This is a genomic window from Sphingomonas aestuarii (assembly GCF_054457155.1).
On record NZ_JBTKVV010000005.1, the window covers coordinates 46,262 to 68,667 of the forward strand.

Genomic DNA, 22,406 nt, shown 5'->3' on the forward strand with positions numbered 1-22,406 from the left:
GGATCACCCCTTTTTCAGCAGATCCAGCGCCGCCGACGTCATCGCCTCGGTCGCGGTCGCGATCACCTTTTCCGCATCCGGCGCCCAGCCCGCATTGTGCAGCGAGGGCAGCGAACGCTTGCCGGCCTGGGCTTCGTCCCATTGCGCCTGCGGCACGCCGCCGACCCAGAAGATGGTCGATTGAATCGACTTGTCGGCGAGGTAGAAGCGTCCGAAATCCTCGCCGCCCATCACGGCGGGGACTTCCTGCACGCGCTCCTTGCCGAAGCGGCTGGTCCACAATGCCCGGAAACGCTCGGTTTGGGGATCGGTGTTGAAGGTGGCGGGGGTAAATTCGTCCTTCACCTCGACCTCTGGCATTCGGTCTTCGGGTATGCCAGCCGCGATCGCCTCGCCACGCGCGATTCGGGCGATGCCGTCGAGCAGCTTCTTGCGCGTTTCCTCCGAATAGCTGCGCACGGTCAGCAGCAGTTTCGCGTCGTCGCCGATGATGTTGTGCTTGCTGCCCGCCTGGAACGACCCCACGGTGACGACCGCCGGATCCTGGGGATCGAGTTCCCGCGACACCAAAGTCTGGAGCGAGCCGACGATCCGCGCGCCGAGCACGATCGGGTCTTTCGTGGTATGCGGATAGGCACCGTGCCCGCCGACGCCCTTCACGTTGATGTCGACCGAATCGACGTTCGCCAGCACATAGCCCGATCGCAGGCCGATCACCCCGGCGGGCAACCCCGCACTGTCGTGAAACGCCAGCGCATGCGCAGGTTTGGGGAAGCGCGTGTAAAGTCCGTCGGCGAGCATGTCGCGCGCGCCCTGGCCGATTTCCTCGGCGGGCTGGCCGATCATGACGACGGTGCCCGACCATTGATCCTTCATCGCGGCAAGGTTGTTGAGCGTGCCGATCCAGCTCGCCATGTGCGTGTCATGGCCGCAGGCGTGCATCACGCCGGTCTCGACGCCCTCGGGCGTGGTCGCACGCACCTTGGAGGCGAAGGGCAGGCCGGTCGCTTCGGTCACGGGCAGGCCGTCCATATCGGCGCGGATCAGCACCACCGGGCCGGGGCCGTTTTCCAGCACCGCGACAACGCCGGTGCCGCCGACCTTTTCGGTGACCTTGTACCCGGCCTTGCGCGCGGCGGCGGCGAGCTTGGCAGCGGTCTTCACTTCCTTGCCCGAGAGTTCGGGATTGGCGTGAAAGTCGCGGTAATGTTCCATCAGTTGCGGCATCGCCTTGGTCACCGCGTCGCGCACCGGGTCGGCGGAGGCGGGCGCCGAGAGCGCCAGGATCGAGGCGAGCGTAAGCGCGGCGAAGTTCATGATGATCCCCTTTGTGTGGAGGAAGTGTCGCGCGGGGAGACGGCAAAGTAAATCCTCCCCGGCACGGGGAGGATCAGGCCGGAATCAGTTCGATCACATCCAGTTGCGATTCGAACGCCGGGCTCGGCAGCACCAGCCGCCATCGCCGGTCGCCCACCCGCTGGACATAACCGATCATGTCGCGCTGCGCGTCCTGACCATATTGCAGCGGCGCGCGCTCGTCGCCGAGCAGCAGCGTGCCGAGAAAGATCGCGCGCGCGTCGCTATCGGTAAACAGCAGGCCGACCGGACGCTGGCTGCCGGTCTGTTTGTAGAAGCTGCGGACCTCACCTTCATCGTCGATGCGGCAGGCGAAATAGGGATATTCGACATAATCGAGCAGTCCGCTCGATTTCGCGCCGAGCTTGAACACGCGGCAGCGATAGTCGCCCGCAGGCGGCATGGATCCCGCGAGCGCGAAATCGGGGTTGAACAACGCGCCCTGCGCACGGACCTTTGCACCCTCGGCAGCGGTCGCGGCGGGGAGCGCCGACATCCACGCATCGCGCCATCCGCGCAACCGCGCGCGGTCTGCCGGGGTGGCCATGCTGCGCCAGTCGGCGGCCGAGGGCGCGGCGACCGGCCCGGCAGCGATCCGCTGCCCTTGCGAACAACCGCACAGCGCAGCGACGGCCGCGATACAAGCCATTGCCTTCATCATTACGCGACCTCACCTGTCCCCGTTCACGAGCCTAGCGCGCGTGGGGGATTAGGCAATGGGGGGCGGGGCGTTACCACCCCCCCCATCCGTTCGTTTCGAGCGAAGCCGAGAAACGTGGGTCAAGCGCTGGTGTCGCGTTTCTCGACTTCGCTCGAAACAAACGGTGGAAGGGCTGCGGCGGTAGCCGTCAAGCCGCGGTCCAACCGCCATCCACGACCATGTTCGCGCCGGTGATCGCCTTTGCCGCATCGCCGCACAGGAACAGTGCCATCGCCGCGACCTGTTCGGGCAGGACGAATTCCTTGGTCGGCTGCGCGGACAACAGCACATCGTTCATCACCTGATCGCGGGTCAGCCCACGCGCTTTCATGGTATCAGGGATCTGGTTTTCGACGAGCGGCGTCCAGACATAGCCCGGCGAGATCGCATTGACGGTCACGCCATGCGTCGCGACTTCGAGCGCGATCGTCTTGGTCAGCCCGAGGATGCCGTGCTTCGCCATGACATAGGCCGATTTGTTGGGGCTCGCGACCAAGCTGTGGGCCGACGCGGTGGAAATGATCCGGCCCCAGCCCGCGGCCTTCATGTGCGGGACGGCGGCACGGATCGCGTGCCAGGCGGAGGAAAGGTTGATCGCGATGATCGCGTCGAATTTCTCGACCGGAAATTCCTCGATGCACGCGACATGCTGGATGCCGGCATTGTTGACGAGAATATCGGGGCCGCCGAGTTCGGCGTGGCAGCGTTCGACCATCGCCGCGATCTGATCGGGCTTGGTCATGTCGGCGCCGTCGTAGAGCGCCTTGCCGCCGCTGGTGGCCTCAAGAGCGACGCGTTCCGTCTCGATCGCGTCCGCGTCGCCGAAGCCGTTGATCATCACGTTCGCGCCCTCGGCGGCGAACGCCTTGGCGTAAGCGAGGCCGATGCCCGAGGTGGAGCCGGTGATGAGCGCGGTCTTGCCTTTGAGGAACATTCAACAACCTTTCAAACAGAAACCCGTTCGTTTCCCGTATTCGCTCGAAACGAACGGTGTGGGAGAGGGGGAGATCATTTGCGGGTGAGATCGAACGCGGCGGTCTTGCCGTCCGCAATGTTTTTCGCCAGCACCGCCGAATTGGCGATCGTCTCGGTCACGTCGACGTGCCCCGATTGCCAGAGTTCGCGCACCGTGCGCTGCGAGAATTCGAAGTCGCGATTGGCGCCCTCCCAGCTGCGCGGGCGGTGAATCAGGTGGACGATGTTCACCGGCAGCTCGTCGGCGCGCGCGGCCAGCGCTTTGATATCGGGATCATCGCACAACTGCTTGGGCAGCTTGGCCAGGACGCGTCGGATTTCCTCGCGTTCCTGACGCAACTGCACGCGTTCGCTGGTCACTTGGCGGGTTCGGCTGGAATAGCGGATTTCGGTCAGCCGTCCCATCACGTCGGACAAGGTGCGCGGACGCTCTGCCTTGGCGGAGAACAGGTCGCACTGAAACACCAGCATCGCCTGATCCTGATGGTCGAGGACGTGGATCAGCGGGGTGTTGGAGACGAGGCCGCCGTCCCAATAGAGCTTGCCGTCGATCTCCACCGGGGGCAGGCCGGGGGGCAGCGCGCCCGATGCCATGATGTGGCGGGCGTCGATGCGGTCGTGCGTCGTATCGAAATAGCGGAAATTGCCGCTTTCAATCTCGACGGCCCCCACCGAAAGCCGGACCTCGCCGCGGTTGAGCAAATCCCAGTCCACCAGCCGGTCGAGCGTTTCGCGCAAGGGTTCGGTGTCGTAATAGCTGAGCGCGCCTTCGCTTCCCGGCACCGCCCATTGCGGCGGCATCGGACGCGGGCGGAAAAAGCCGGGGACGCCGGTTGCCAGCACCATCGCGGCCGACATTTCATGCGCCCATTCGCGAAAGATATCGCTGTCGGGCAGCGGCAGATCGGGCAAGATGCTCGCCGACAGGCTCCAGAATTCGCGCAATGCATCGACCCGGCGTTCGGGCGGATTGCCCGCGACGATGGCGGCGTTGACCGCGCCGATCGAGATGCCTGCGACCCAGTCGATCTCGACGCCGTGCGCCTCCAGCGCCTCGATCACGCCCGCCTGATAGCTGCCGAGAGCGCCACCGCCCTGCAACACCAGCGCCACGCAATCGGGCAGGGGCAGTGCCTGGCAGCGGCTGCGCTTGCGGCGTCGGATCGGTTCGGCATCGGCCATGCGCTCACAGATGGACCTTTTGGTGCAGTGCATCAACCGCCCGTTTGGACCATGGTGATTGCAACCCTTGGCCGCGCGGCGCATTCTGACCGCGTAACGAAACCAGCAAGGGCTGATCCTCATGCGCCTCGACGATATCGGCCCCAGCGACAATGTCCGCGATCTGGGACGCGGCGGCGGTGGGGGTGGCGGCAGTGCCGGCATGCTGCTCGGGCTGCTGCCGATGCTGCTCGGGCGGCGGATGGGATGCGGCGGGATCGCGCTGCTGCTGATCGTCGGTGCGGCCTATCTGTTCCTGTCGGGCGGGGGCGGGTTGCTGGGGCCGACCAGCAGCGTGCAACCGGGCCAGACTGCGGGCCAGACGCCGCAACAGGTCTGTTCGATCGAGGCGCGCCGGACGGCGTGCGCGGCGCACGCGCTGGCCGAGACGACCTGGGCGCAGATTTTTCAGGAACAGGGGAGGCGCTATCAATCGGCCAGCCTGAATTTCTTTCAGGGCGGTGCGCAATCGGGCTGCGGCGCGGCGCAATCGGCGATGGGGCCGTTCTATTGCCCTAGCGATACCGGCATCTATCTCGATTCCACCTTCTTCGACGAACTCGCCAACCGCTTCGGCGCGGCGGGCGATTTCGCCGAGGCCTATGTGATCGCACACGAAGTCGGCCACCATGTCCAGAATCTGACCGGCCAGATGGATCAGGTCAGGCAGCTTCAGGCGCGCGCCTCGCGGACCGAGGGCAATCAGCTGTCGGTCCAGCTCGAACTCCAGGCGGATTGCTATGCGGGCGTCTGGGCGGCGCGCAATCGTGAGCGGCTGGAACCCGGCGATATCGAGGAAGGAATGACCGCCGCGAACGCAATCGGCGACGACACGCTGCAGCGGCAATCGCAGGGCACGGTGGTCCCCGACAGCTTCACCCACGGCACGTCCGAACAACGCATGACGTGGTTGCGGCGCGGGCTGGAAAGCGGCGGCGATCCGGCGGTGTGCAATACGTTCGGCTAAGGCTGCCGAGGGATGGAATTGGGACGTCAGGCCGCCAGTCGCACCTGATTGCGGCCTCCCGATTTCGCCGCATAAAGCGCATGATCGGCGCGGCCCATCAGGCTGTCTCGATCTTCGTCACCTTCGAGCAAGGCGATGCCGGTGCTGACCGTCAGCGACACCTCAACGCCTGAGGGCAGGGGAACTGCCGCCTTGTCGATCATGCGACGCAGGCGTTCGCAAAGTGTGCGGGCGGCGGCGATGTCGGTTCGCGGCATCAGCACGGCAAATTCTTCGCCACCGATGCGCGCGACCCGATCGCCAAGTCGGGTGCTGGCGGTCAGTGCGGCCGCGACATGGCCAAGCACGATGTCGCCTGCGCGATGCCCATGCGTGTCGTTGATGCGTTTGAAGAAATCGACATCGACGATCGCCACCGACAACGGCGACCCGGTACGGAACGCGGCTTCGCGCTCGCGTTGAAGCGCCTGGAAATAGCTGCGGCGGTTGAGCAGCCCGGTCAGTTCGTCGTGCGTCGCCAGATAATGGAGTTGAGACGACAGCTTGACCGCCCGGACATGCGCGCGCGCCGCGCCCATTCCGATCATCGCGGCGATCCCGAGGAACACCAGCGCGAGACCCGCAAGCGAATAGGTCAGCAATTCCTGACGCCGATCGGCTGCGTGTGCAGCCTCGGCGTGATGACGCTGCTCGTCGATCTCGGCCTGGGCGAGCGTATCGATCCGGCCCAGCAAGGCCGCCATGCGGTGCTCGGTATGGCCTGACCTCAGCCGATTAACGGCTTGTTCGCGACCGCCGCCCTGCTGCATTTCGACAAGGCGGTCACCCATCACATACATGGATTCCAGTTCGCGCGACACCAGGGCGACCTGGGCCTGTCGCTCGGCATTGCCTTGCGTGAGCGTTTGCAATTCCGCGACGAGGGCGCGCCCAGCGGTTCGTTCGCGCATGAACGGGATCAGACTGCGAACATCGTCGGTAATCATGTAGCCGCGCACCGCCCGCCCGGCGGCGTGAATCGACAACTGCAATTTGCTGGAGGCCAGCAGCACGTCCTGCGTCACGACATGCTGTGCTTCGGCCGCATTGCGAAGGCGTGCCTGCTGCATCGTCGATCCAACAAGCGCCGCCAGCACCAACACCAGCAGCACCAGCGCACCGAATCCGATCCACTGGCGACGCCTGCGATCGCGCGCTTCGTTTCGCTCGAAATCGTGAGGGGCGGTATTCGGCAATGCTGACTCCTGCCCTCCAAATTTAGAGGGCAGGAGTAAACAGCGTGTTAGCCGGTCAGAGTTTGACGAGCATTTTTCCGGTATTGCCGCCGGTGAACAGGCCCAGAAACGCATCGGGTGCGGCGTCGATCCCTTCGAACACGGTTTCCTGACGCTGCAATCTGCCCGCGGCCTGCCATGCGGCCATGTCGCGATAAAATTCGCTGGCCTTCGACATATGGTCGCTGACCAGGAACCCCTGGATGCGGATGCGCGCCGCGATGGTCCGCGCGATATAACGCAGGCTGGTCGGCTTGCCGTCGTTATAGATGTCGATCATCCCGCAGATCGCGAACCGCGCATTTTCGCGCGCGGTGGCGAACGCGGCGTCGAGATGATCGCCGCCGACATTGTCGAAATAGACGTCGATGCCATCCGGGGCGGCACCCGACAACGCGCGGACCAGCGACCCTTCCGCCTTGTAATCGATGACGTGATCCGCGCCCAGCGACCGGACCCACTCGCATTTGTCGGCGCCGCCCGCCGAGCCGAGGACGGTCATGCCCTTGGCCTTGGCGATCTGAACCACGGTCGACCCGACCGCGCCTGCCGCGGCGGAAACGAACACCGTCTCGCCTTCCTTGGCTTCGGCAACATCGAGCAGCCCGAAATAGGCGGTCATGCCCGGCATCCCGAACTGGCCGAGAAACGCCTGATCGGGCAGGCCGAGGGCGGGCAGTTTCTGAACTTCCCTCGCCGACAGCACGGCCTCGTCGCGCCAGCCGCCCATGTGAAGCACCTTGTCGCCGACGGCGATGCCGTCGGCCCTGCTTTCGACTACCTCGCCGACAGCGCCGCCGGTCATCGGCTCGTCGAGGCCGAACGGGGCGGCATAGCTTTTCACGTCGTTCATGCGGCCGCGCATGTACGGATCGACCGAGAGCCATGAATTCGCGATGCGCACCTGGCCATCCTCGAGTGGAGGCAGGGCGATTTCCTTGAGCGCGAAGTCCTCCGCTACGGGCGTGCCGGCGGGGCGGCGCATCAGATGCCAGGCGCGAGCCATGTTCATTCTCCTGTTAGGACGGTGTGGTCGCAGGATGGCGAACCTAGTTGCACTTTGCAACCTATGGGGCGGCTGGCTTTCCATCCCATGCCGGATGACGGGATCGGCACGTGAAAAAGGGGCCGGGCGTTACCGCCCGACCCCAGATCGACGCCCGCGCAGGTGCGTAAGCGCGGGTGCCGCATGGACTTCGCTCAGTAAGTCCCCGAAAAGCTGCGGTTGAGGTTGCGCGTACCGTCCGTGTCATCGCGGTCGCCGAACATCGCGCGGTTATTTTCCTCGTCGCGCCATTCGCGTTTCGCCTCATCCGCGGTCTTGCGGATCGTCACCTTGTCATCGACGCTCTGAATCCAGCGCGACGGGATCGAATGGTGATGGCCACCGGCATCCTTGTCCGATTTGGTCAGGATGATGCGGTCGCCGCGGACCTTGTCGACGGTGCCGACATGGGTGCCGTCGGAACCGACGACTTCCATATGCTCGTCGACCTTTTTCAGGCTGTCGCGCTGTCCCTGGCGCTCGGTGCGGAAATTCGCAAATTCGTTGCGGAATTTCTGCGAGTTTTCACGCCGATATTCGTCGTAATCGCGGTCGAGTTCGCCGATCCGCTCGCGCCGCCAGGACGAATAATGCGGGTCGCTGTCGTAGCGGTCGTCGTAACGCTGGTCGAGTTCGCGGCGGCGTTCGGCTTCGTCGTCGCCGAACCAGCTGCGAACCTCGTCACCCGCACGGGCGAAAAAGCCGCGATCGTCGTAATCATAGCCGGGCTCGCCGCGCGGGCGGTCGCCTGCCGAACGGTTGCGCCCGTAATCGGCGAAGCGGTGACCGTCATGGGCATAGCTGCCCTGCCAGTTGCCGCCGCGGTCGTTGGTCGTGCGACGCGCTCCGCCATAATTGTCGCGCGCACCATAGCTTTCGCGCCCGTAATTGTCGCTGCGCCCGTAATCGTCGCTGCGATAGCCACCGCGCCCATAATCGTCGCGATCCGATCCACGGTCGTCGCGCCCATAACCGGTCGCGCTATAGTCACGTGCTGACGAATAGCTGTAATCGCCACCCGATCCATAATCGGTTCCATATGTCGAACGCTCGCGACGTCCATAATGATCGCGGCGGGGATCGGTGCTGCGCGGATAACGATCGTAACCCATTTCGGCCTCCTCTTGATCCATATTAAGATGCTGGGGCGTAACGACTTTTACGTCGCGTCCCTCATCTGGTGCGGACAGCGGATCAGCCGAAATTTGGTTCCGACATTTGGTCGCAAGTCGGCGACGGACTGGCGCGGACGGGCCAGCATGACGAATTGCGCCGCAAATTCGCCGACGCTAAACTCCATTCGCACTGTCGGCTCGGCAGGGCGCGGGGCCGTAGCTCAGATGGGAGAGCGCTGCAATCGCACTGCAGAGGTCAGGGGTTCGATTCCCCTCGGCTCCACCACCCTCCTGATTAGACTCACCGGTCGAGGACCAAGAGCGTAGGCAGACGCCACCGGCGGCATCCGGGCTCCTCTCCAAAAAGTCGTGCGGCGCAACTTTGCGGGTTTCGCCGGTCAACAAGTGTTGATAATGGCTCGCAATATGAGCATTGCCGCCTCCGCGCCGCTGTCCGACGCCCCGATTCGCCATCCCGCTGCCGTTCGAACCGTCGATTGGGCGGCGCTCAGCGATGGCGAATCCCGCCGCTTGCGCGAGTTCGGGCTGGACGAGGGGGTGGAGGTCGAGATTCTTCACCGCTCGATGTTCGGACGCGGGCCGCTTGCCTGCCGCATCGGGCGGATGACGATCGCGATCCGGGCGCATGTCGCGCGCGCCATCCATGTCGACGCCAAGGGAGCCTAGGCGATGCATCCCGCTCCCCTGATCGCGCTGGTCGGCAACCCCAATGCGGGCAAGAGCGCGCTGTTCAATGCGCTGACCGGCGCGCGGCAAAAGGTCGGCAACTATCCCGGCGTCACCGTCGAACGCCATTCGGGGCGGATGAGCCTGACCGACGGTCGCCCGGTCGAATTGCTCGATCTGCCCGGCAGCTACAGCCTCGATCCCTCAAGCCCCGACGAGGAAGTGACGCGCGATGTCGTCACCGGCAAGGGCGGGCTCGAATGCCTGCCCGACGCGCTGCTGGTCGTCGTCGATGCCACCAATCTCGAAAATCACCTGCGCTTCGTCCTGCAATTGAGGGCGCTGGGGCGACCGATGGTGGTCGGGCTCAACATGATCGACATGGCGACTCGCGACGGGCTGACGATCGATACGCGCGTGCTCGAAGCCGAACTTGGCATGCCGGTGATTCCCACAGTCGCGGTGCGCAAGCGCGGTCTCGACGAAATCCGCGACGCGCTGTCGCGCGTATTGGGCATCAATCCGGGCGAGCCGCACGAAGTCGATCCCGACATCCGCGCCTATCAGCGCCCGGCACGCGCGCTGGCCAAAGCGGCGACCGTCGAACAGCCCCGATCGCGCGCGGTCTCCAGATCGCTCGACCGCGTGGTGCTGCATCCGGTGGCGGGACCGATCCTCCTGCTCGGCCTGCTGTTCGTCATGTTCCAGGCGGTGTTTTCCTGGTCCGAAGCGCCGATCGGCTGGATTGAGGGATTTCAGGGCTTTCTCGCCGACAGCGCGCTGAACCTTCCGCAAGGATTCCTGCGCGACCTGCTGATCGAAGGGATCATCAACGGTGTCGGGTCGGTCGTCGTCTTCCTGCCCCAGATCGTCATCCTGTTCCTGTTCATCCTGCTGCTGGAGGGCAGCGGCTACATGGTGCGCGCCGCATTCCTGATGGACCGGTTGATGGCCAGCGTCGGCCTGTCGGGCCGTGCGTTCATTCCGCTGTTGTCGAGCTTCGCCTGCGCGATCCCCGGCATCATGGCGACGCGGTCGATTTCCGATCCGCGCGAGCGGCTGACGACGATCCTGATCGCGCCGCTGATGACCTGTTCGGCGCGACTGCCGGTCTATGCCGTCATCATCGGCGCGTTCATTCCGGCGCGCAATCTGGCTCCCGGCGTCGGCCTGCAAGGCCTGGTGCTGTTCATCCTCTATCTGGCCGGGGTGGTCGGGGCGGTAGTCGCCGCACTCGTCATCCGGCGCTTTTCCGCGCGCGGCACCGCGAACGGCAGCTTCATGATGGAATTGCCACGCTATCAATTGCCGATCGTTCGCGACGTGCTGCTCGGCCTGTGGCAGCGGGCGTGGATTTTTCTGCGGCGGGCAGGAACGATCATCATGGCCGCCACGGTCGCACTGTGGCTGCTCGCCAGCTATCCGGTCGCGCCCGAGGGCGTGAAGCAAAGCGAATATTCGGTCGCCGGACGCATCGCGTCGGGGCTGCACGTCGTGCTGGAGCCGATCGGCTTCAATCGCGAAATGAGCCTTGCCGTCATCCCGGCAATGGCCGCACGCGAAGTCGCGGTGTCGGCGCTCCAGACCGTCTATGCGATCGATGCCGAGGATGAGGATGCAGGCGCGCAGGAACTTGGCGCGCGGATCGGCGATGCCTGGCCGCTGCCCACCGCGCTCGCGTTTCTGGCGTGGTTCGTGTTCGCGCCGCAATGCCTGTCGACGATCGCGGTCGCCAAGCGCGAGACCAATGGCTGGAAATGGCCGCTCGTCATGCTTGGCTATCTGTTCGTGCTGGCTTACATCGCAGCAGGCGCGACGTATTGGATCGCATCAGCATTCGGATTGTAGAAAGAGGAAACAGATGGCCGGCAGCGTGAACAAGGTGATTCTGGTCGGCAATCTGGGACGCGACCCCGAAAGCCGGTCGTTCCAGAATGGCGGCAAGGTGGTGAACCTGCGCATCGCCACATCGGAAAGCTGGAAGGACCGCAACACCGGCGAGCGCAAGGAAAAGACCGAATGGCATTCGGTCGCGATCTTCAACGAAGGGCTGGCGAACGTCGCCGAGCGGTTTCTGCGCAAGGGCAGCAAGGTCTATATCGAAGGCCAGCTCCAGACACGCAAATGGCAGGACCAGCAGGGCCAGGACAAATATTCGACCGAAATCGTGCTTCAGGGGTTCAACAGCGTCCTGACCATGCTCGACGGTGCCCCCGGCGGTGGCGGCGGCGCAGCAAGCCGCGGCGGCGGTGACGATTGGGGCGCAGGCAGTGGCGACAGCTTCGCCGGCCAGTCCTCGTCGCGCAGTGGCGGCGGTTTCGGTGGCGGATCGGGCAGCGGCGCGCGCTCTGGTGGATCGAGCTTCCCCGACGATCTCGACGATGACGTTCCGTTCTGATTCTTTTTCCGTCCCCGTGCGTTACGGCGCTGAAACGAAGGGGAGTTTCGGGTGAATCCAAAGGTCGAGCATATCGCGATGTTGGCGCGCGCCGGGTATCTGGCGCGCGCCATCGTCTATTTTGCGCTCGGTTATCTGACGCTGGCGACGGGCGAGGCCGAGGGAACCGCGAGCGTGCTCGACCCGCTGGCCGATGTGCCGGGCGGCAATGCGCTAATGGTCCTGCTGGCGATCGGGCTGGCGGCCTACGGTCTGTTCCGCCTCTATGGGGCGTGGGTCGATCTCGAAAATGACGGCGACGACTGGAAAGGGCGCGGCAAGCGGTTCGGGCATGTGCTCAGCGGTTGCGCGCATCTGGTCCTTGGCTGGGGTGCATTGAAGCTGGGCTTCGGCGGCCCTGGCCCCAACGACGGTGCCGCGGGCGAGGCCGCCGCCGAACAGGTAATCAGCCTGCCCGGGGGCTGGTTGCTGATCGTGATCGTCGCGGCAGGCTTTGCACTCGCCGCCGTCAGTCAGGCGTCGCGCGCATGGTCGGGCAAGTTCATGGCGCTGATGTCGCGCGCTACGCCGCGCTGGGCAGAGATCGTCGGGCGGATCGGTTATGCCGCGCGCGCGGCGGTGTTCGCGGCACTGGCCTGGGCGATCCTCGAAGCGGGGTTGAGCGGCAATCCCGGAGAGATCGGGTTTCAGGACGCGCTCGCCGCGTATCGCGACGAGGATGAATTATACCGCACGATCGCCGCAGGCCTGGCGATGTTCGGCGTGTTCAGCCTGGTGATGGCGCGTTACCGCGACGTCTGCGATTCGCCGATGGTGAAGCGGTTGATGGCGCGCGCGGGGAACTGACACCGATTTTTCCCCCGATCGGCGGCGGCGTTGCTATGACCATTGGCCATGAAGACCATGATCGCGCTCGCCGCGCTTGCCCTTGCGGGCTGCGCCACCACGAATACCGCGCCGATATCGGCCAGCGACAATCCGCAGGACCAGTTCATGGCGCGGCTGAACGCGCTGTGCGGCAACGCCTATGAAGGTCGCGTCGTCACCACCGATCCCGCCGACAAGGATTTCGCGTCAAGCCGCCTGGTGATGCATGTCCGCGAATGTTCGCCGCGCGAGGTAAAGGTGCCGTTCCATGTCGGCGAGAACCGCTCGCGGACCTGGATCTTCACCCGCACCGCAGACGGCATCCGGTTGAAGCACGACCACCGACTGGAAAATGGCAGTGACGATCCCGTGACCATGTATGGTGGCGACACGGCAGCGCCGGGCACCGCGACCGCGCAGGCCTTTCCCGTCGATCAGGAGTCGATCGCGCTGTTCAGGTCGAACGATCTGGGCGTGTCGGTGACCAATGTCTGGCATGTCGAGGTGAATGACGATGTGTACGCCTATGTCCTGCGCCGCCCGAACCGGCATCTGCGCGTCGAGTTCGACCTCAATCGCCCGGTGACACCGCCGCCCGCGCCCTGGGGTTTCGAGTGAGCGCTGACGAGTATATCTATGACGAAGCCAGTGGAGAGTGGGTGCAGGCGACCGATGCAACGCCCGCCCCCGCCGACGCGGCGAGTGTCGAGGTGCGCGATGCCGTCGGCAACCCGCTTGCCGATGGCGACCAGGTGACGCTGATAAAGGATTTGAAGGTAAAGGGCGCGAACCAGTTGCTCAAGCGCGGCACACTGATCAAATCGATCCGGTTGACCGGCGACGCGCAGGAAATCGACTGCAAGTTCGACGGGATCAAGGGACTGGTGCTGCGCGCGGAGTTCGTGCGGAAGCGGTGACTTGCCGATTTCGTGCGGGGTCTGATCGCCAAAGCGCCTAGCAAGGTTGCGGGGCGACCCGCCCCTTCAGGAAATCGTCATGGCCAAAAGTCAGAAGAAATCGAACAAGGAAGTCCGCAAGCCCAAGGCGGAAAAGGTCAAGACCAATGCCGCCCAGCCATCGACAAAGGACCGCCCGGTCGGGATGGTCACGCTGACGAATTGAGCCTTGGCCAGGGGTAAGGTCGCCACTCCATAGGAGTCGGACCGCTAAATCCCCGAGGCGAAGGTCAGTTCGAGCATGTTCGAATTGGGCGGGATGTCCAGCCGCGCCGAATTGAATTCGACCGATCCGCCCGGCGCGATGACGCGGTTGGGCGGTTCGATCGTCCAGTCATAGACGCGGCGGCCCTGGGCGTCGCGCAGTTCGGCGCGTATGTTGGGGACGCGCTGGCTTTCCGACGTCGGATTGCGCACCGCGCCGGAAATCGAGAACAATTCGTTCCCGCTCGACAGCACGCGCCGGTCGATCGGGTTGTGGACCAGAGTCAGCGGACTTTCGCTGGCGCCGATCGGCAGCCCGATCTGGGCCGCGATGCCCGGCGCGCCGGTGTAGAGGATCGCGCCGGTGCCGACGAGCATCGACACGCCCGCGACGATTGCGGCGGCGGTCCAGCGGCGCGCCGGGTTGCGGCGCGGCTTGAACGGCGCGCGGTGGGCGAAGGCGTCGTAATCGCGCCGACGGCGGGGTTCGACCGAGGGGTCGACGAGCGGATCGACGAAGGTGCGTGCCGCACTGGACGGCTGGGCGGTCGCGCGCGCTGAGGTCATGGGCGCTGTGGTGGCGTGCGGGGTCGGCGGGACCTCGGCAATCGGCTGGGGATCGGGCGCGTTCGGCGGCGCCTGGGTTTCGGCGCCCGCCGACAGGTCGAGCGGCGCGGGCGGCTGGAACCAGCTATGCTTGCAATTGGCGCAGCGCACCGTGCGTCCTTCGGCCCCGACCGCGGTGTCGGGGACCAGATAACGGGTGTGGCACTCGGTACATTCGAGGATCATGGCGGCAATCGGTCTTTGTATTGGCAGCGGATCGACGACGTTTCGCCTGACGAATCTATGCATCCCCGATTCGCGCCATGCAAGCGTTGAAGGCGGACGCTTGAGGGCCAGCGCGGGACATGCGATGTGAGCCCTTTCAAGCGGGTGGGTGCCGCGCGGACACAAATCGGAGCGGCGCGGGCGCGCATGGCGAATATCGTGCAGTTCGAAAATGTTGGCCTGCGTTACGGGACGGGCGCGGAGACGCTGTCGGACGTCAGCTTCACGCTCGCCTCCAGCGGATTCTATTTCGTCACCGGCAATTCGGGCGCGGGCAAGACCTCGCTCTTGCGCCTCCTTTACCTCGCCCAGCGTCCGACGCGGGGGCTGATCCGCATGTTCGACGAGGATGTGGTGACGCTACCCCGCAAGCGGCTGCCGGGGTTTCGTCGCCGCATCGGCGTGGTGTTTCAGGATTTCCGGCTGGTTCCGCATCTGTCGGCCTATGACAATGTCGCGCTGCCGTTGCGCGTCGCGGGCATGCCCGAGGTCGATATAGACGAGCCGGTGCGCGAGATGCTCGCCTGGGTCGGGCTGATGGACCGCGCCGACGCGCTGCCCGCGACGCTGTCAGGCGGCGAGCAGCAGCGCGTGGCGATCGCGCGCGCGGTCATCAACCGCCCGGACATGCTGGTTGCCGACGAACCCACCGGCAACGTCGATCCGGTGATGGCCGAACGCCTGCTCCATCTGTTCGAGGCGCTGCACCGGCTGGGCACGACATTGGTCGTCGCCACCCACGACATCGCGCTCATCAACAGCGTGCCGAGCGCCCACATCATGCGGATCGAAGCCGGACGGCTGGACGATCCGTCGGGCGCGCTGCGTCACCCGCCCAAGCGGGCCGACCAGTGATGGCGCGCACCCGGCCAAAGCGGATCGCGGCGATGCTCGACCAGGGCAAGGCGACGCGCGCGATGATCTGGATCATGGCGATCATGGTGTTCCTGACCGTGCTCGCTGCCGCACTCGGCCTGTCCACCACGCGGGCGACCCAGACGCTCGATCGCGATCTCGCCGGGCGGCTGACGGTGCAGGTGGTCGAGGGCAATGCGAGCCGCCGCGACGATCAGGTTGCGCGCATCCTGTCGAGCGTCCGCCGCGTGCCGGGCGTCGAGTCGGCAAGTGAGGTCGATCGCGCGCAACTCGCCGAACTCGTCCGCCCGTGGCTGGGCGATGCGGGGCTCGACCCCGAATTGCCGATGCCGGCGATGATCGACGTCGATCTGGCCGATGGCGCGGACAGCCGGGTGGCGGCGATCGAACTGGTCGTGCGCGGGATCGCGCCCGGCGCGCGAGTCGATCGCCATGTTGCGTGGCTGGCCCCGGTGCGCGATTTTCTGGCGCTGCTGGGCTGGCTGGCCGGCGGGCTGGTGCTGCTGATGCTGGTCGCGACCGGAGCGGTCGTGCTGCTGTCGGCGAAATCGGGGCTGGACACGCACCGCGATACGATCGACGTGCTGCACATGCTCGGCTCCACCGATCCCCAATTGTCGCGCCTGTTCCAACGGCGCATCGGTGCCGACACGCTGCTGGGCGGCGCGATCGGCGCGACCGCGGGGATCGCGGTGGTGGGGTTGCTTCAGGGGCAGGTGGCGACGCTCGGTTCGGGCGTCACGCAGGGCGCGAGCCTGGCGACGACCGACTGGATTCTGCTGGCGGCGATTCCGGTCGGCTATGCGATCGTCGCGATGGTCGCCGCGCGCGTCGCTGTCGGCGGACAGCTGAGGAAGACGCTGTGATCGTCCGCGCGCTGTCGACGCTGTTGATCGTCTGGCTGTTGGGCTTTGCGGCGTTCATGCTGTCGCTGGGCAAGCCGCTGGAGGGCGTCAGCACCGATGCGATCGTCGTGCCCACCGGATCGGCGGGCCGGATCGACCGCGGGATCACCCTGATCGAGGCGGGGGCGGCAAAGCGGATGCTGGTGACGGGCGTGGCGCGCGACGTGCGTCCGCAGGAACTCGCCGCGCAATATGATGCGCCGCCCGCGCTGTTCGATTGCTGCATCGATCTGGGGTTCGAGGCGGTCGATACCCGCTCCAACGCCAACGAGACGGCCGCGTGGGTGAACTCGCGCGGGGTGCGCAGCGTGCGGCTGGTGACGTCGGACTGGCACATGGCCCGCGCCGCGCTCGAACTGCGCAATTCGCTTGGCGACGATGTCGAGGTGGTCGGCGACGGCGTGACCGAAAGCCCGCGGCTGGGGTTCCTGTTTCTCGAATACAACAAATATCTGATCCGGCTGGTCGCGATCACTTTCGGCATCGGCCAGTGACGACGCTGCGCCGCTGGCTCTACAATCTGCTGTTCTACGGCGTGTCGGTCCCGATCGTGCTGGGCGCGCCGATCGCGACCTTGTTCGGGCGGGTGACAATCCAACGTTATGCCGTCCTCTGGATGCGATTGCAGCGGGCGCTGGTCGGCATACTCGGCATTCGTAACAACATCGAAGGTGACGGCGTGGTCGGATATCCGGTCCTTTACGCGTCGAAACACCAGTCGATGTACGAAACGCTGGAACTGACCGCGATGCTCGATGGCCCCGCGGTGGTGCTGAAGCAGGAACTGGCCGACATCCCGCTTTGGGGTGCCGCCGCACGCGGTTACGGCGCGATCATCGTCAACCGCGAGGCATCGGCGCAGGCGATGCGGTCGATGATGAAGGCGGGCAAGGCCGCAGTTGCCGAAGGGCGATCGATCCTGATCTTTCCCGAAGGAACGCGGGTGGAGCCCGGCACCACCCCCCCGCTCAAACCCGGCATGGCGGGGCTGTATCGGATGCTGGGCCTGCCGGTGGTGCCGATCGCGATGGATTCGGGCGTGGTGTGCTCGCGCAGCGGCCCGGCGCGGCCCGGTGTGGTAACCTTTCGCTTCGGCGATCCGATCCCGCCGGGCCTGCCCCGCGAGGAGATTGAGGCACGGGTATTCGCCGGGATCAACGCACTGGAGCTGGAACGCGGCCTGACCGATCGGCGGGCGTTGAGCAAGCCCGATCGGCCCTGAGCGGGCCCGTCAATCGTGCTTGCGCCCGAAATCTTCCGCCGCGTCGTCCTGGCCCGAATCGACGATCGATCGCCGCACCGCCCGCGTGCGGGTGAACAGATCGAACAATTCGTCGCCGTTGCCCCAGCGGATTGCGCGTTGCAGCGCCGACAAATCCTCCGAAAATCGCTGGAGCATGTCGAGCACGGCGTCCCGGTTGGACAGGAACACGTCGCGCCACATCGTCGGGTCGGACGCGGCGATGCGCGTGAAATCGCGAAAGCCACCGGCCGAATATTTGATGACCTCGGACGCGGTCACTTCTTCCAGGTCGGACGCGGTGCCGACGATGGTATAGGCGATCAGGTGCGGCAAATGGCTGGTCACCGCAAGCACACGGTCGTGATGCGCGGCGTCCATGATCTCGACCTGCGAACCGAGCAGCCGCCAGAAGCTGGCGACGCGTTCGATCGCGACGGGCGAGGTGCCGTCGGGCGGAGTCAGGATGCACCAGCGGCCCTTGAACAGCGTGGCGAAGCCCGCGTCCGGCCCACTGCGTTCGGTGCCCGCCACCGGGTGCGCAGGCACGATCTGGTTGTTCGGGAACGCATCGCGCAACGCCAGCACCACGCTTTCCTTGCACGATCCGACATCGCTGACCACCGCATCGGCGGGCAGATCCCCGGCGATTTCGTTCGCCACCTCGCCGATCGCGCCGACCGGCACGCACAGGATCACGAAATCGGCGTCGGTGACGGCCGCACCCGCGCTGTCGGTAATGTCGTCGGCCAGATCGAGTTCGGAGGCCCTCTCGCGCACCACTGGATCGGCGTCGTGACCGGTCACCCGCACCGTCGGCATCTGCGCGCGGATCGCGTGCGCCAGCGACGAACCGATCAGCCCCAGCCCGATGATCGAGACGCGCGCGAACGGCAGCATCAGCGGCTGACGATCTCGCGGATTGCCGCCGCCACGCCGCGGATTTCCGCTTCGGTGCCGATCGTGATGCGCAGGCCCTGCGCCAGCCCCTGACCGGGCAGCCAGCGGGTGATGTAACCACGGTCCATCAGCCCCTTATAGGCATCCTCGGCCGTCACCGGTCCTTCGAACAGGACCAGCGAGAAATTCGCCTTGGACGGTACCGCGCGCAGGCCCGCATTGCCGAGCGAGGCGATCTCATCCTCGAACCAGGCGAGCCATTGCTGGTTGTGCGCACGGCTGGCGGCGACGAATTCCTTGTCGGCCAGCGCGGCGATGGCCGCCTGTTGCCCCGCGGTCGTCACGTTGAACGGCGCGCGGATGCGGTGCATCGCGTCGATCAGCGCAGGCGCACCGTAACCCCAGCCGATCCGCTCGGCGGCAAGGCCGTGAATCTTCGAAAAGGTCCGCGTGACGAGCACATTGTCGGTCTCCATCGCCAGTTGCAGCCCGTGATCGTCCTCATCCTCTTCCAGATATTCGGCATAGGCCTGGTCGATGACGAGCAGAACGTCCTTCGGCAGCGCATCGTGCAGCCGCGCGATTTCCTCACGCGGGGCGAAGGTGCCGGTGGGGTTGTTCGGGTTGGCGACGAACACGATCCGCGTCGCGGGCGTGACGCACGCCAGGATCGCATCGACATCGGTCGCATAGTCCTTGTCCGGCGCAATCACCGGCAATGCGCCGACGCGGCGGGTGGCGATTTCGTACACCGCGAAGCCGTATTTGACGAAGATCACCTCGTCGCCCGGTCCGGCGAACGCGCCTGCGGCCAGGTGCAGCACTTCGTCCGAGCCGGTGCCGTAGATGACGCGCGCGGGGTCGAGGCCGTGGGCGGCGGCGATCGCCTCGCGCAGCTCGCTCGCACCCGCATCGGGATAGCGTTCGAGCGTCTTTTCGGCGGCGCGGAACGCAGCCCTCGCCTTTTCGGACGTGCCGAGCGGGTTTTCGTTGGATGACAGCTTGGCGACGACGCGCCCGTCATCGGTCTTGGAACGCCCCGGCACATAAGGGGCGATATCCATGATCCACGGCTTGGGAATGGGTCCAGTCATGGCCGCGCGGGATGGCGGAAAGCGGTGGCGATGGCAAGGTTTGTGGGCAATGCCAGCGCATCCGCTTGAACGTCGCGTTTCGTCCCCCTAAACCGCCCCACCCGTTCGTTTCGAGCGAAGTCGAGAAACGGACGGCGTTTTTGGGACTGTTATATCCTTGACCATCACCGACCAGCGCTTCGGCCTTCAGCGTCAGATCACGCTTGCCCAACCGCTTGCGCTCGACGGCGGCGGTGCGCTCGCGTCGGTCGATATCGCCTATGAAACCTATGGCACGCTGAACGCCGACGCATCCAACGCGATCCTGATCTGCCATGCGCTGACCGGCGACCAGCATGTCGCCTCGCGCCATCCCGTCACCGGCAAGCCGGGCTGGTGGGAACGGATGATCGGGCCGGGCAAGCCGGTCGATCCCGCACGCGACTTCATCGTTTGCGCGAACGTGCTGGGCAGTTGCATGGGGTCTTCGGGACCGTCGAACGTCAATCCCGACACCGGTGCGCCCTGGGGCATGGCGTTCCCGGTCATCACCATCCGCGACATGGTGCGCGCGCAGGCGATGCTGCTCGATCATCTCGGCGTGCGCGTGCTCAAGGCCGCGGTCGGCGGATCGATGGGCGGGATGCAGGTATTGAGCTGGGCCGCGACCTATCCCGAACGGGTCCGCTCCGCCGTCGTCATCGCATCGACCGCGCGGCATTCGGCGCAGAACATCGCCTTTCATGAAGTCGGGCGTCAGGCGATCATGGCCGACCCCAACTGGGCGGGCGGCGATTATTATGGCGGCGACACCCCCGCCGCGGGGCTGGCCGTCGCGCGGATGGCGGCGCACATCACCTATCTCTCGGAGGCCGGGCTGACCGCGAAGTTCGGGCGCAAGTTGCAGGCGCGCGCCGACGGCACCGCGGGGGCCAAGACCTTCGGCTTCGACGCCGATTTTCAGATCGAAAGCTATTTGCGGCATCAGGGATTGAGCTTCGTCGATCGGTTCGACGCCAACGCCTATCTCTATATCACCCGCGCGATGGACTATTTCGACCTGGCCGAGGAGCATGGCGGGCGGCTGGCCGATGCGTTTCGCGGCGCCGACACCCGCTTCTGCGTCGTCAGCTTCGACACCGACTGGCTCTATCCCACCTCCGAATCGCGCGCGATCGTCCATGCGCTGAACGCCGCGGGCGCGCGCGTCAGCTTTGTTGAGCTGTCGAGCCCGTTCGGCCACGACGCCTTCCTGCTCGACGCGCCCGAGATGAACCGGGTGGTGAACGGGTTTCTGAGGGCGGGCGAGTGAAGACCGCCATCCTACTCCCGTTCGTTTCGAGCGAAGTCGAGAAACGCTCTCAAACGCCAAGCTCACGTTTCTCGACTTCGCTCGAAACGGACGGAGAGATAGGGCGCGCGCCATGACCCTGCGCCCCGACCTTGCGATCATCGCCGATCATGTCGCGCCGGGTGCGCGGGTGCTCGACATCGGCTGCGGTGACGGTGCGCTGATGGCGGCGCTGACCGCCAAGGGGTGCGACGCGCGCGGGCTGGAGATCGACGCGGCCAAGGTCGCGACCGCCGTCGCGCGCGGGCTGTCGGTGGTCCAGGGCGACGCCGATACCGATCTGGCCGACTATCCCGACGCCAGTTTCGACGTTGCGCTGCTCAGCCAGACGCTTCAGACGACCCGCGCGCCCGACAAGGTGCTCGACCATCTTCTCCGCATCGGCCAGCGCGCATTTGTCTCCTTCCCCAATTTCGCGCACTGGCGGGTGCGCGCGTCACTGCTGTGGGGCGGACGGATGCCGGTGACCACGCTGCTGCCCGAACGCTGGTACGACACGCCCAACATCCACCACGTCACGATCGACGATTTCCGCGCGCTGATGGCCGAACGCGGCGTGACGATCGAACAAGCCTGGTTCCTGAACCACGGTCGACCGACCAGCGCCGCCGCCGCCAATTTCCGCGCCGAACATGCGGTGTTTGCGCTGAGGAAACGCTAAGCGGCCATTCGCGTGGCGGTCAGCAGATAATCGAGGCTGGTGTCGTCGCTGATGTGAAAGCCGAGCATCGGCGAAAAGGACAGCCCGCGCAAATTGGCGACGCGCAGCCCCGCCGCCGCCAGCCGTTCGGTCAGTTCCTCCGGCGTCAGGAAGCGTTCCCAGTCGTGCGTGCCCCTGGGGATGATCCCCGCGCCCTCGCCGATCGTGATCATCGCCAGCCGCGACAGCGGCGTGCGGTTGGGGGTGGACAGAATCATCAGGCCGCCGGGTGCCAGCGCGCGCACCAGACCGGCGATGAACGCATCGACATCCGACACATGCTCGATCACCTCCATCGACGTCACGAGATCGAACGTCTCGCCCGCCAGTCCCTCGACCCCGCCATGCCGGTAATCGATGTCGAGCCCGACGCTGGCCGCATGCGCCCGCGCCGCGCCGATATTTTCTTGGGCGGCGTCAAGCCCGGTTACCGCCGCGCCCAATCGGGCGAGCGGTTCGGCGAGCAGCCCCGCGCCGCAGCCGACATCGATCGCCGTCTTGCCGTCTAGCGGGGTGAAGTCGTTGGAATCGCTGCCCCAATGCTCGTCGATGGCCTCGCGCAGGTAACGCAGGCGCGGTGGGTTAAGCTTGTGGAGCATCGCCGACGAACCCTTCGGATTCCACCAATCGGCGGCGAGCGTGCCGAAATGCGCCGCTTCGCGTGCGTCGATCGTGGCTGTAGCGGCGGCCAGCGTGCCGGGGGTGATGCTTGCAACGGTCATGCCCCCCTCCTATCAGGCCCGGCACCCATTTCCAAAGGGGGAA

Annotated in this window: 25 protein-coding genes and 1 tRNA gene; 15 read left to right on the forward strand and 11 right to left on the reverse strand. The window is 65.7% G+C overall.

Annotated features, from left to right (window positions below; genetic code table 11):
• Positions 1 to 3 precede the first annotated feature (3 nt).
• The 4 genes from ACX0GZ_RS10895 to ACX0GZ_RS10910 form a co-directional block, all read right to left on the reverse strand.
• Positions 4 to 1,317: an amidohydrolase gene (locus ACX0GZ_RS10895; protein ID WP_458816301.1), complete on the reverse strand. Its 1,314-nt coding sequence runs from the start codon at positions 1,315 to 1,317 to the stop codon at positions 4 to 6.
• Positions 1,318 to 1,390: 73 nt separating this feature from the next.
• Positions 1,391 to 2,005, reverse strand: coding sequence for a DUF4893 domain-containing protein (locus ACX0GZ_RS10900; RefSeq protein ID WP_458816303.1), 615 nt, complete (start codon positions 2,003 to 2,005; stop codon positions 1,391 to 1,393).
• Positions 2,006 to 2,204: 199 nt separating this feature from the next.
• Complete coding sequence (locus ACX0GZ_RS10905) at positions 2,205 to 2,990, reverse strand: 3-hydroxybutyrate dehydrogenase (RefSeq protein ID WP_458816305.1); 786 nt, start codon at positions 2,988 to 2,990, stop codon at positions 2,205 to 2,207.
• A gap of 74 nt (positions 2,991 to 3,064) precedes the next feature.
• Positions 3,065 to 4,213, reverse strand: coding sequence for a patatin-like phospholipase family protein (locus ACX0GZ_RS10910; RefSeq protein WP_458816307.1), 1,149 nt, complete (start codon positions 4,211 to 4,213; stop codon positions 3,065 to 3,067).
• A gap of 121 nt (positions 4,214 to 4,334) precedes the next feature.
• On the opposite strand from ACX0GZ_RS10910, the gene ypfJ reads away from it, so the two are divergent.
• Positions 4,335 to 5,219, forward strand: coding sequence for a KPN_02809 family neutral zinc metallopeptidase (ypfJ, locus tag ACX0GZ_RS10915; RefSeq protein WP_458816309.1), 885 nt, complete (start codon positions 4,335 to 4,337; stop codon positions 5,217 to 5,219).
• A gap of 26 nt (positions 5,220 to 5,245) precedes the next feature.
• Here ypfJ and ACX0GZ_RS10920 read toward each other — a convergent pair whose 3' ends face one another.
• The 3 genes from ACX0GZ_RS10920 to ACX0GZ_RS10930 all read right to left on the reverse strand — a co-directional run bounded on the left by ACX0GZ_RS10920 (position 5,246) and on the right by ACX0GZ_RS10930 (position 8,650).
• Positions 5,246 to 6,454 (reverse strand): GGDEF domain-containing protein, encoded by a 1,209-nt coding sequence (locus tag ACX0GZ_RS10920; RefSeq protein WP_458816311.1) that lies wholly within the window; start codon positions 6,452 to 6,454, stop codon positions 5,246 to 5,248.
• A 55-nt stretch (positions 6,455 to 6,509) separates the two neighbouring features.
• Entirely contained in the window at positions 6,510 to 7,499 is a 990-nt protein-coding gene (locus ACX0GZ_RS10925; RefSeq protein ID WP_458816313.1) for an NADP-dependent oxidoreductase, read from the reverse strand.
• A 194-nt stretch (positions 7,500 to 7,693) separates the two neighbouring features.
• Positions 7,694 to 8,650 (reverse strand): DUF2171 domain-containing protein, encoded by a 957-nt coding sequence (locus tag ACX0GZ_RS10930; protein WP_458816315.1) that lies wholly within the window; start codon positions 8,648 to 8,650, stop codon positions 7,694 to 7,696.
• 213 nt (positions 8,651 to 8,863) lie between these two features.
• On the opposite strand from ACX0GZ_RS10930, the gene ACX0GZ_RS10935 reads away from it, so the two are divergent.
• The 8 genes from ACX0GZ_RS10935 to ACX0GZ_RS10970 all read left to right on the forward strand — a co-directional run bounded on the left by ACX0GZ_RS10935 (position 8,864) and on the right by ACX0GZ_RS10970 (position 13,727).
• A tRNA-Ala gene (locus ACX0GZ_RS10935) sits at positions 8,864 to 8,939 on the forward strand.
• A 140-nt stretch (positions 8,940 to 9,079) separates the two neighbouring features.
• Complete coding sequence (locus ACX0GZ_RS10940; protein WP_458816317.1) at positions 9,080 to 9,340, forward strand: FeoA family protein; 261 nt, start codon at positions 9,080 to 9,082, stop codon at positions 9,338 to 9,340.
• 3 nt (positions 9,341 to 9,343) lie between these two features.
• Positions 9,344 to 11,188 carry a ferrous iron transporter B gene (gene feoB / locus ACX0GZ_RS10945; RefSeq protein ID WP_458816319.1) on the forward strand — a complete coding sequence of 615 codons (1,845 nt, stop codon included), beginning with the start codon at positions 9,344 to 9,346 and terminating at the stop codon, positions 11,186 to 11,188.
• A gap of 13 nt (positions 11,189 to 11,201) precedes the next feature.
• A complete protein-coding gene (gene ssb / locus ACX0GZ_RS10950; protein ID WP_458816321.1) occupies positions 11,202 to 11,738 on the forward strand; it encodes a single-stranded DNA-binding protein in 537 nt (178 codons plus the stop codon).
• Positions 11,739 to 11,789: 51 nt separating this feature from the next.
• Complete coding sequence (locus ACX0GZ_RS10955; protein WP_458816323.1) at positions 11,790 to 12,584, forward strand: DUF1206 domain-containing protein; 795 nt, start codon at positions 11,790 to 11,792, stop codon at positions 12,582 to 12,584.
• Positions 12,585 to 12,632: 48 nt separating this feature from the next.
• Complete coding sequence (locus ACX0GZ_RS10960) at positions 12,633 to 13,223, forward strand: hypothetical protein (RefSeq protein WP_458816325.1); 591 nt, start codon at positions 12,633 to 12,635, stop codon at positions 13,221 to 13,223.
• Positions 13,220 to 13,522 carry an alkylphosphonate utilization protein gene (locus ACX0GZ_RS10965; protein ID WP_458816327.1) on the forward strand — a complete coding sequence of 101 codons (303 nt, stop codon included), beginning with the start codon at positions 13,220 to 13,222 and terminating at the stop codon, positions 13,520 to 13,522. The genes ACX0GZ_RS10960 and ACX0GZ_RS10965 overlap by 4 nt, the downstream gene beginning before the upstream one ends.
• A 79-nt stretch (positions 13,523 to 13,601) precedes the next feature.
• Entirely contained in the window at positions 13,602 to 13,727 is a 126-nt protein-coding gene (locus ACX0GZ_RS10970; protein WP_458816329.1) for a hypothetical protein, read from the forward strand.
• A 44-nt stretch (positions 13,728 to 13,771) separates the two neighbouring features.
• Here the strand turns inward: ACX0GZ_RS10970 and ACX0GZ_RS10975 are convergent, their stop codons facing one another.
• Complete coding sequence (locus ACX0GZ_RS10975) at positions 13,772 to 14,557, reverse strand: MJ0042-type zinc finger domain-containing protein (RefSeq protein ID WP_458816331.1); 786 nt, start codon at positions 14,555 to 14,557, stop codon at positions 13,772 to 13,774.
• 186 nt (positions 14,558 to 14,743) lie between these two features.
• On the opposite strand from ACX0GZ_RS10975, the gene ftsE reads away from it, so the two are divergent.
• Genes ftsE through ACX0GZ_RS10995 form a run of 4 tightly spaced genes read left to right on the forward strand, consistent with a single transcriptional unit; the run spans position 14,744 to position 17,599 of the window.
• Positions 14,744 to 15,451, forward strand: a complete 708-nt coding sequence (ftsE, locus tag ACX0GZ_RS10980; protein ID WP_458816333.1) for a cell division ATP-binding protein FtsE — start codon at positions 14,744 to 14,746, stop codon at positions 15,449 to 15,451.
• Positions 15,451 to 16,338 (forward strand): cell division protein FtsX, encoded by an 888-nt coding sequence (locus tag ACX0GZ_RS10985; protein ID WP_458816335.1) that lies wholly within the window; start codon positions 15,451 to 15,453, stop codon positions 16,336 to 16,338. The genes ftsE and ACX0GZ_RS10985 overlap by 1 nt, the downstream gene beginning before the upstream one ends.
• Positions 16,335 to 16,871, forward strand: coding sequence for a YdcF family protein (locus tag ACX0GZ_RS10990; RefSeq protein WP_458816337.1), 537 nt, complete (start codon positions 16,335 to 16,337; stop codon positions 16,869 to 16,871). Before ACX0GZ_RS10985 ends, ACX0GZ_RS10990 begins: the two co-directional genes overlap by 4 nt.
• A complete protein-coding gene (locus ACX0GZ_RS10995; protein ID WP_458816339.1) occupies positions 16,868 to 17,599 on the forward strand; it encodes a lysophospholipid acyltransferase family protein in 732 nt (243 codons plus the stop codon). Before ACX0GZ_RS10990 ends, ACX0GZ_RS10995 begins: the two co-directional genes overlap by 4 nt.
• A 9-nt stretch (positions 17,600 to 17,608) precedes the next feature.
• On the opposite strand, the gene ACX0GZ_RS11000 is transcribed toward ACX0GZ_RS10995, so the two are convergent.
• Positions 17,609 to 18,517: a prephenate/arogenate dehydrogenase family protein gene (locus ACX0GZ_RS11000; RefSeq protein WP_458816341.1), complete on the reverse strand. Its 909-nt coding sequence runs from the start codon at positions 18,515 to 18,517 to the stop codon at positions 17,609 to 17,611.
• Positions 18,517 to 19,611 carry a histidinol-phosphate transaminase gene (hisC, locus tag ACX0GZ_RS11005; protein ID WP_458816343.1) on the reverse strand — a complete coding sequence of 365 codons (1,095 nt, stop codon included), beginning with the start codon at positions 19,609 to 19,611 and terminating at the stop codon, positions 18,517 to 18,519. The genes ACX0GZ_RS11000 and hisC overlap by 1 nt, the downstream gene beginning before the upstream one ends.
• A gap of 163 nt (positions 19,612 to 19,774) precedes the next feature.
• On the opposite strand from hisC, the gene metX reads away from it, so the two are divergent.
• Positions 19,775 to 20,902, forward strand: a complete 1,128-nt coding sequence (gene metX / locus ACX0GZ_RS11010) for a homoserine O-acetyltransferase MetX (RefSeq protein WP_458816691.1) — start codon at positions 19,775 to 19,777, stop codon at positions 20,900 to 20,902.
• A gap of 112 nt (positions 20,903 to 21,014) precedes the next feature.
• Positions 21,015 to 21,602: a methionine biosynthesis protein MetW gene (gene metW, locus ACX0GZ_RS11015; RefSeq protein WP_458816345.1), complete on the forward strand. Its 588-nt coding sequence runs from the start codon at positions 21,015 to 21,017 to the stop codon at positions 21,600 to 21,602.
• On the opposite strand, the gene ubiG is transcribed toward metW, so the two are convergent.
• Positions 21,599 to 22,363, reverse strand: a complete 765-nt coding sequence (gene ubiG / locus ACX0GZ_RS11020) for a bifunctional 2-polyprenyl-6-hydroxyphenol methylase/3-demethylubiquinol 3-O-methyltransferase UbiG (RefSeq protein WP_458816347.1) — start codon at positions 22,361 to 22,363, stop codon at positions 21,599 to 21,601. The genes metW and ubiG overlap by 4 nt on opposite strands.
• Positions 22,364 to 22,406: the final 43 nt, after the last annotated feature.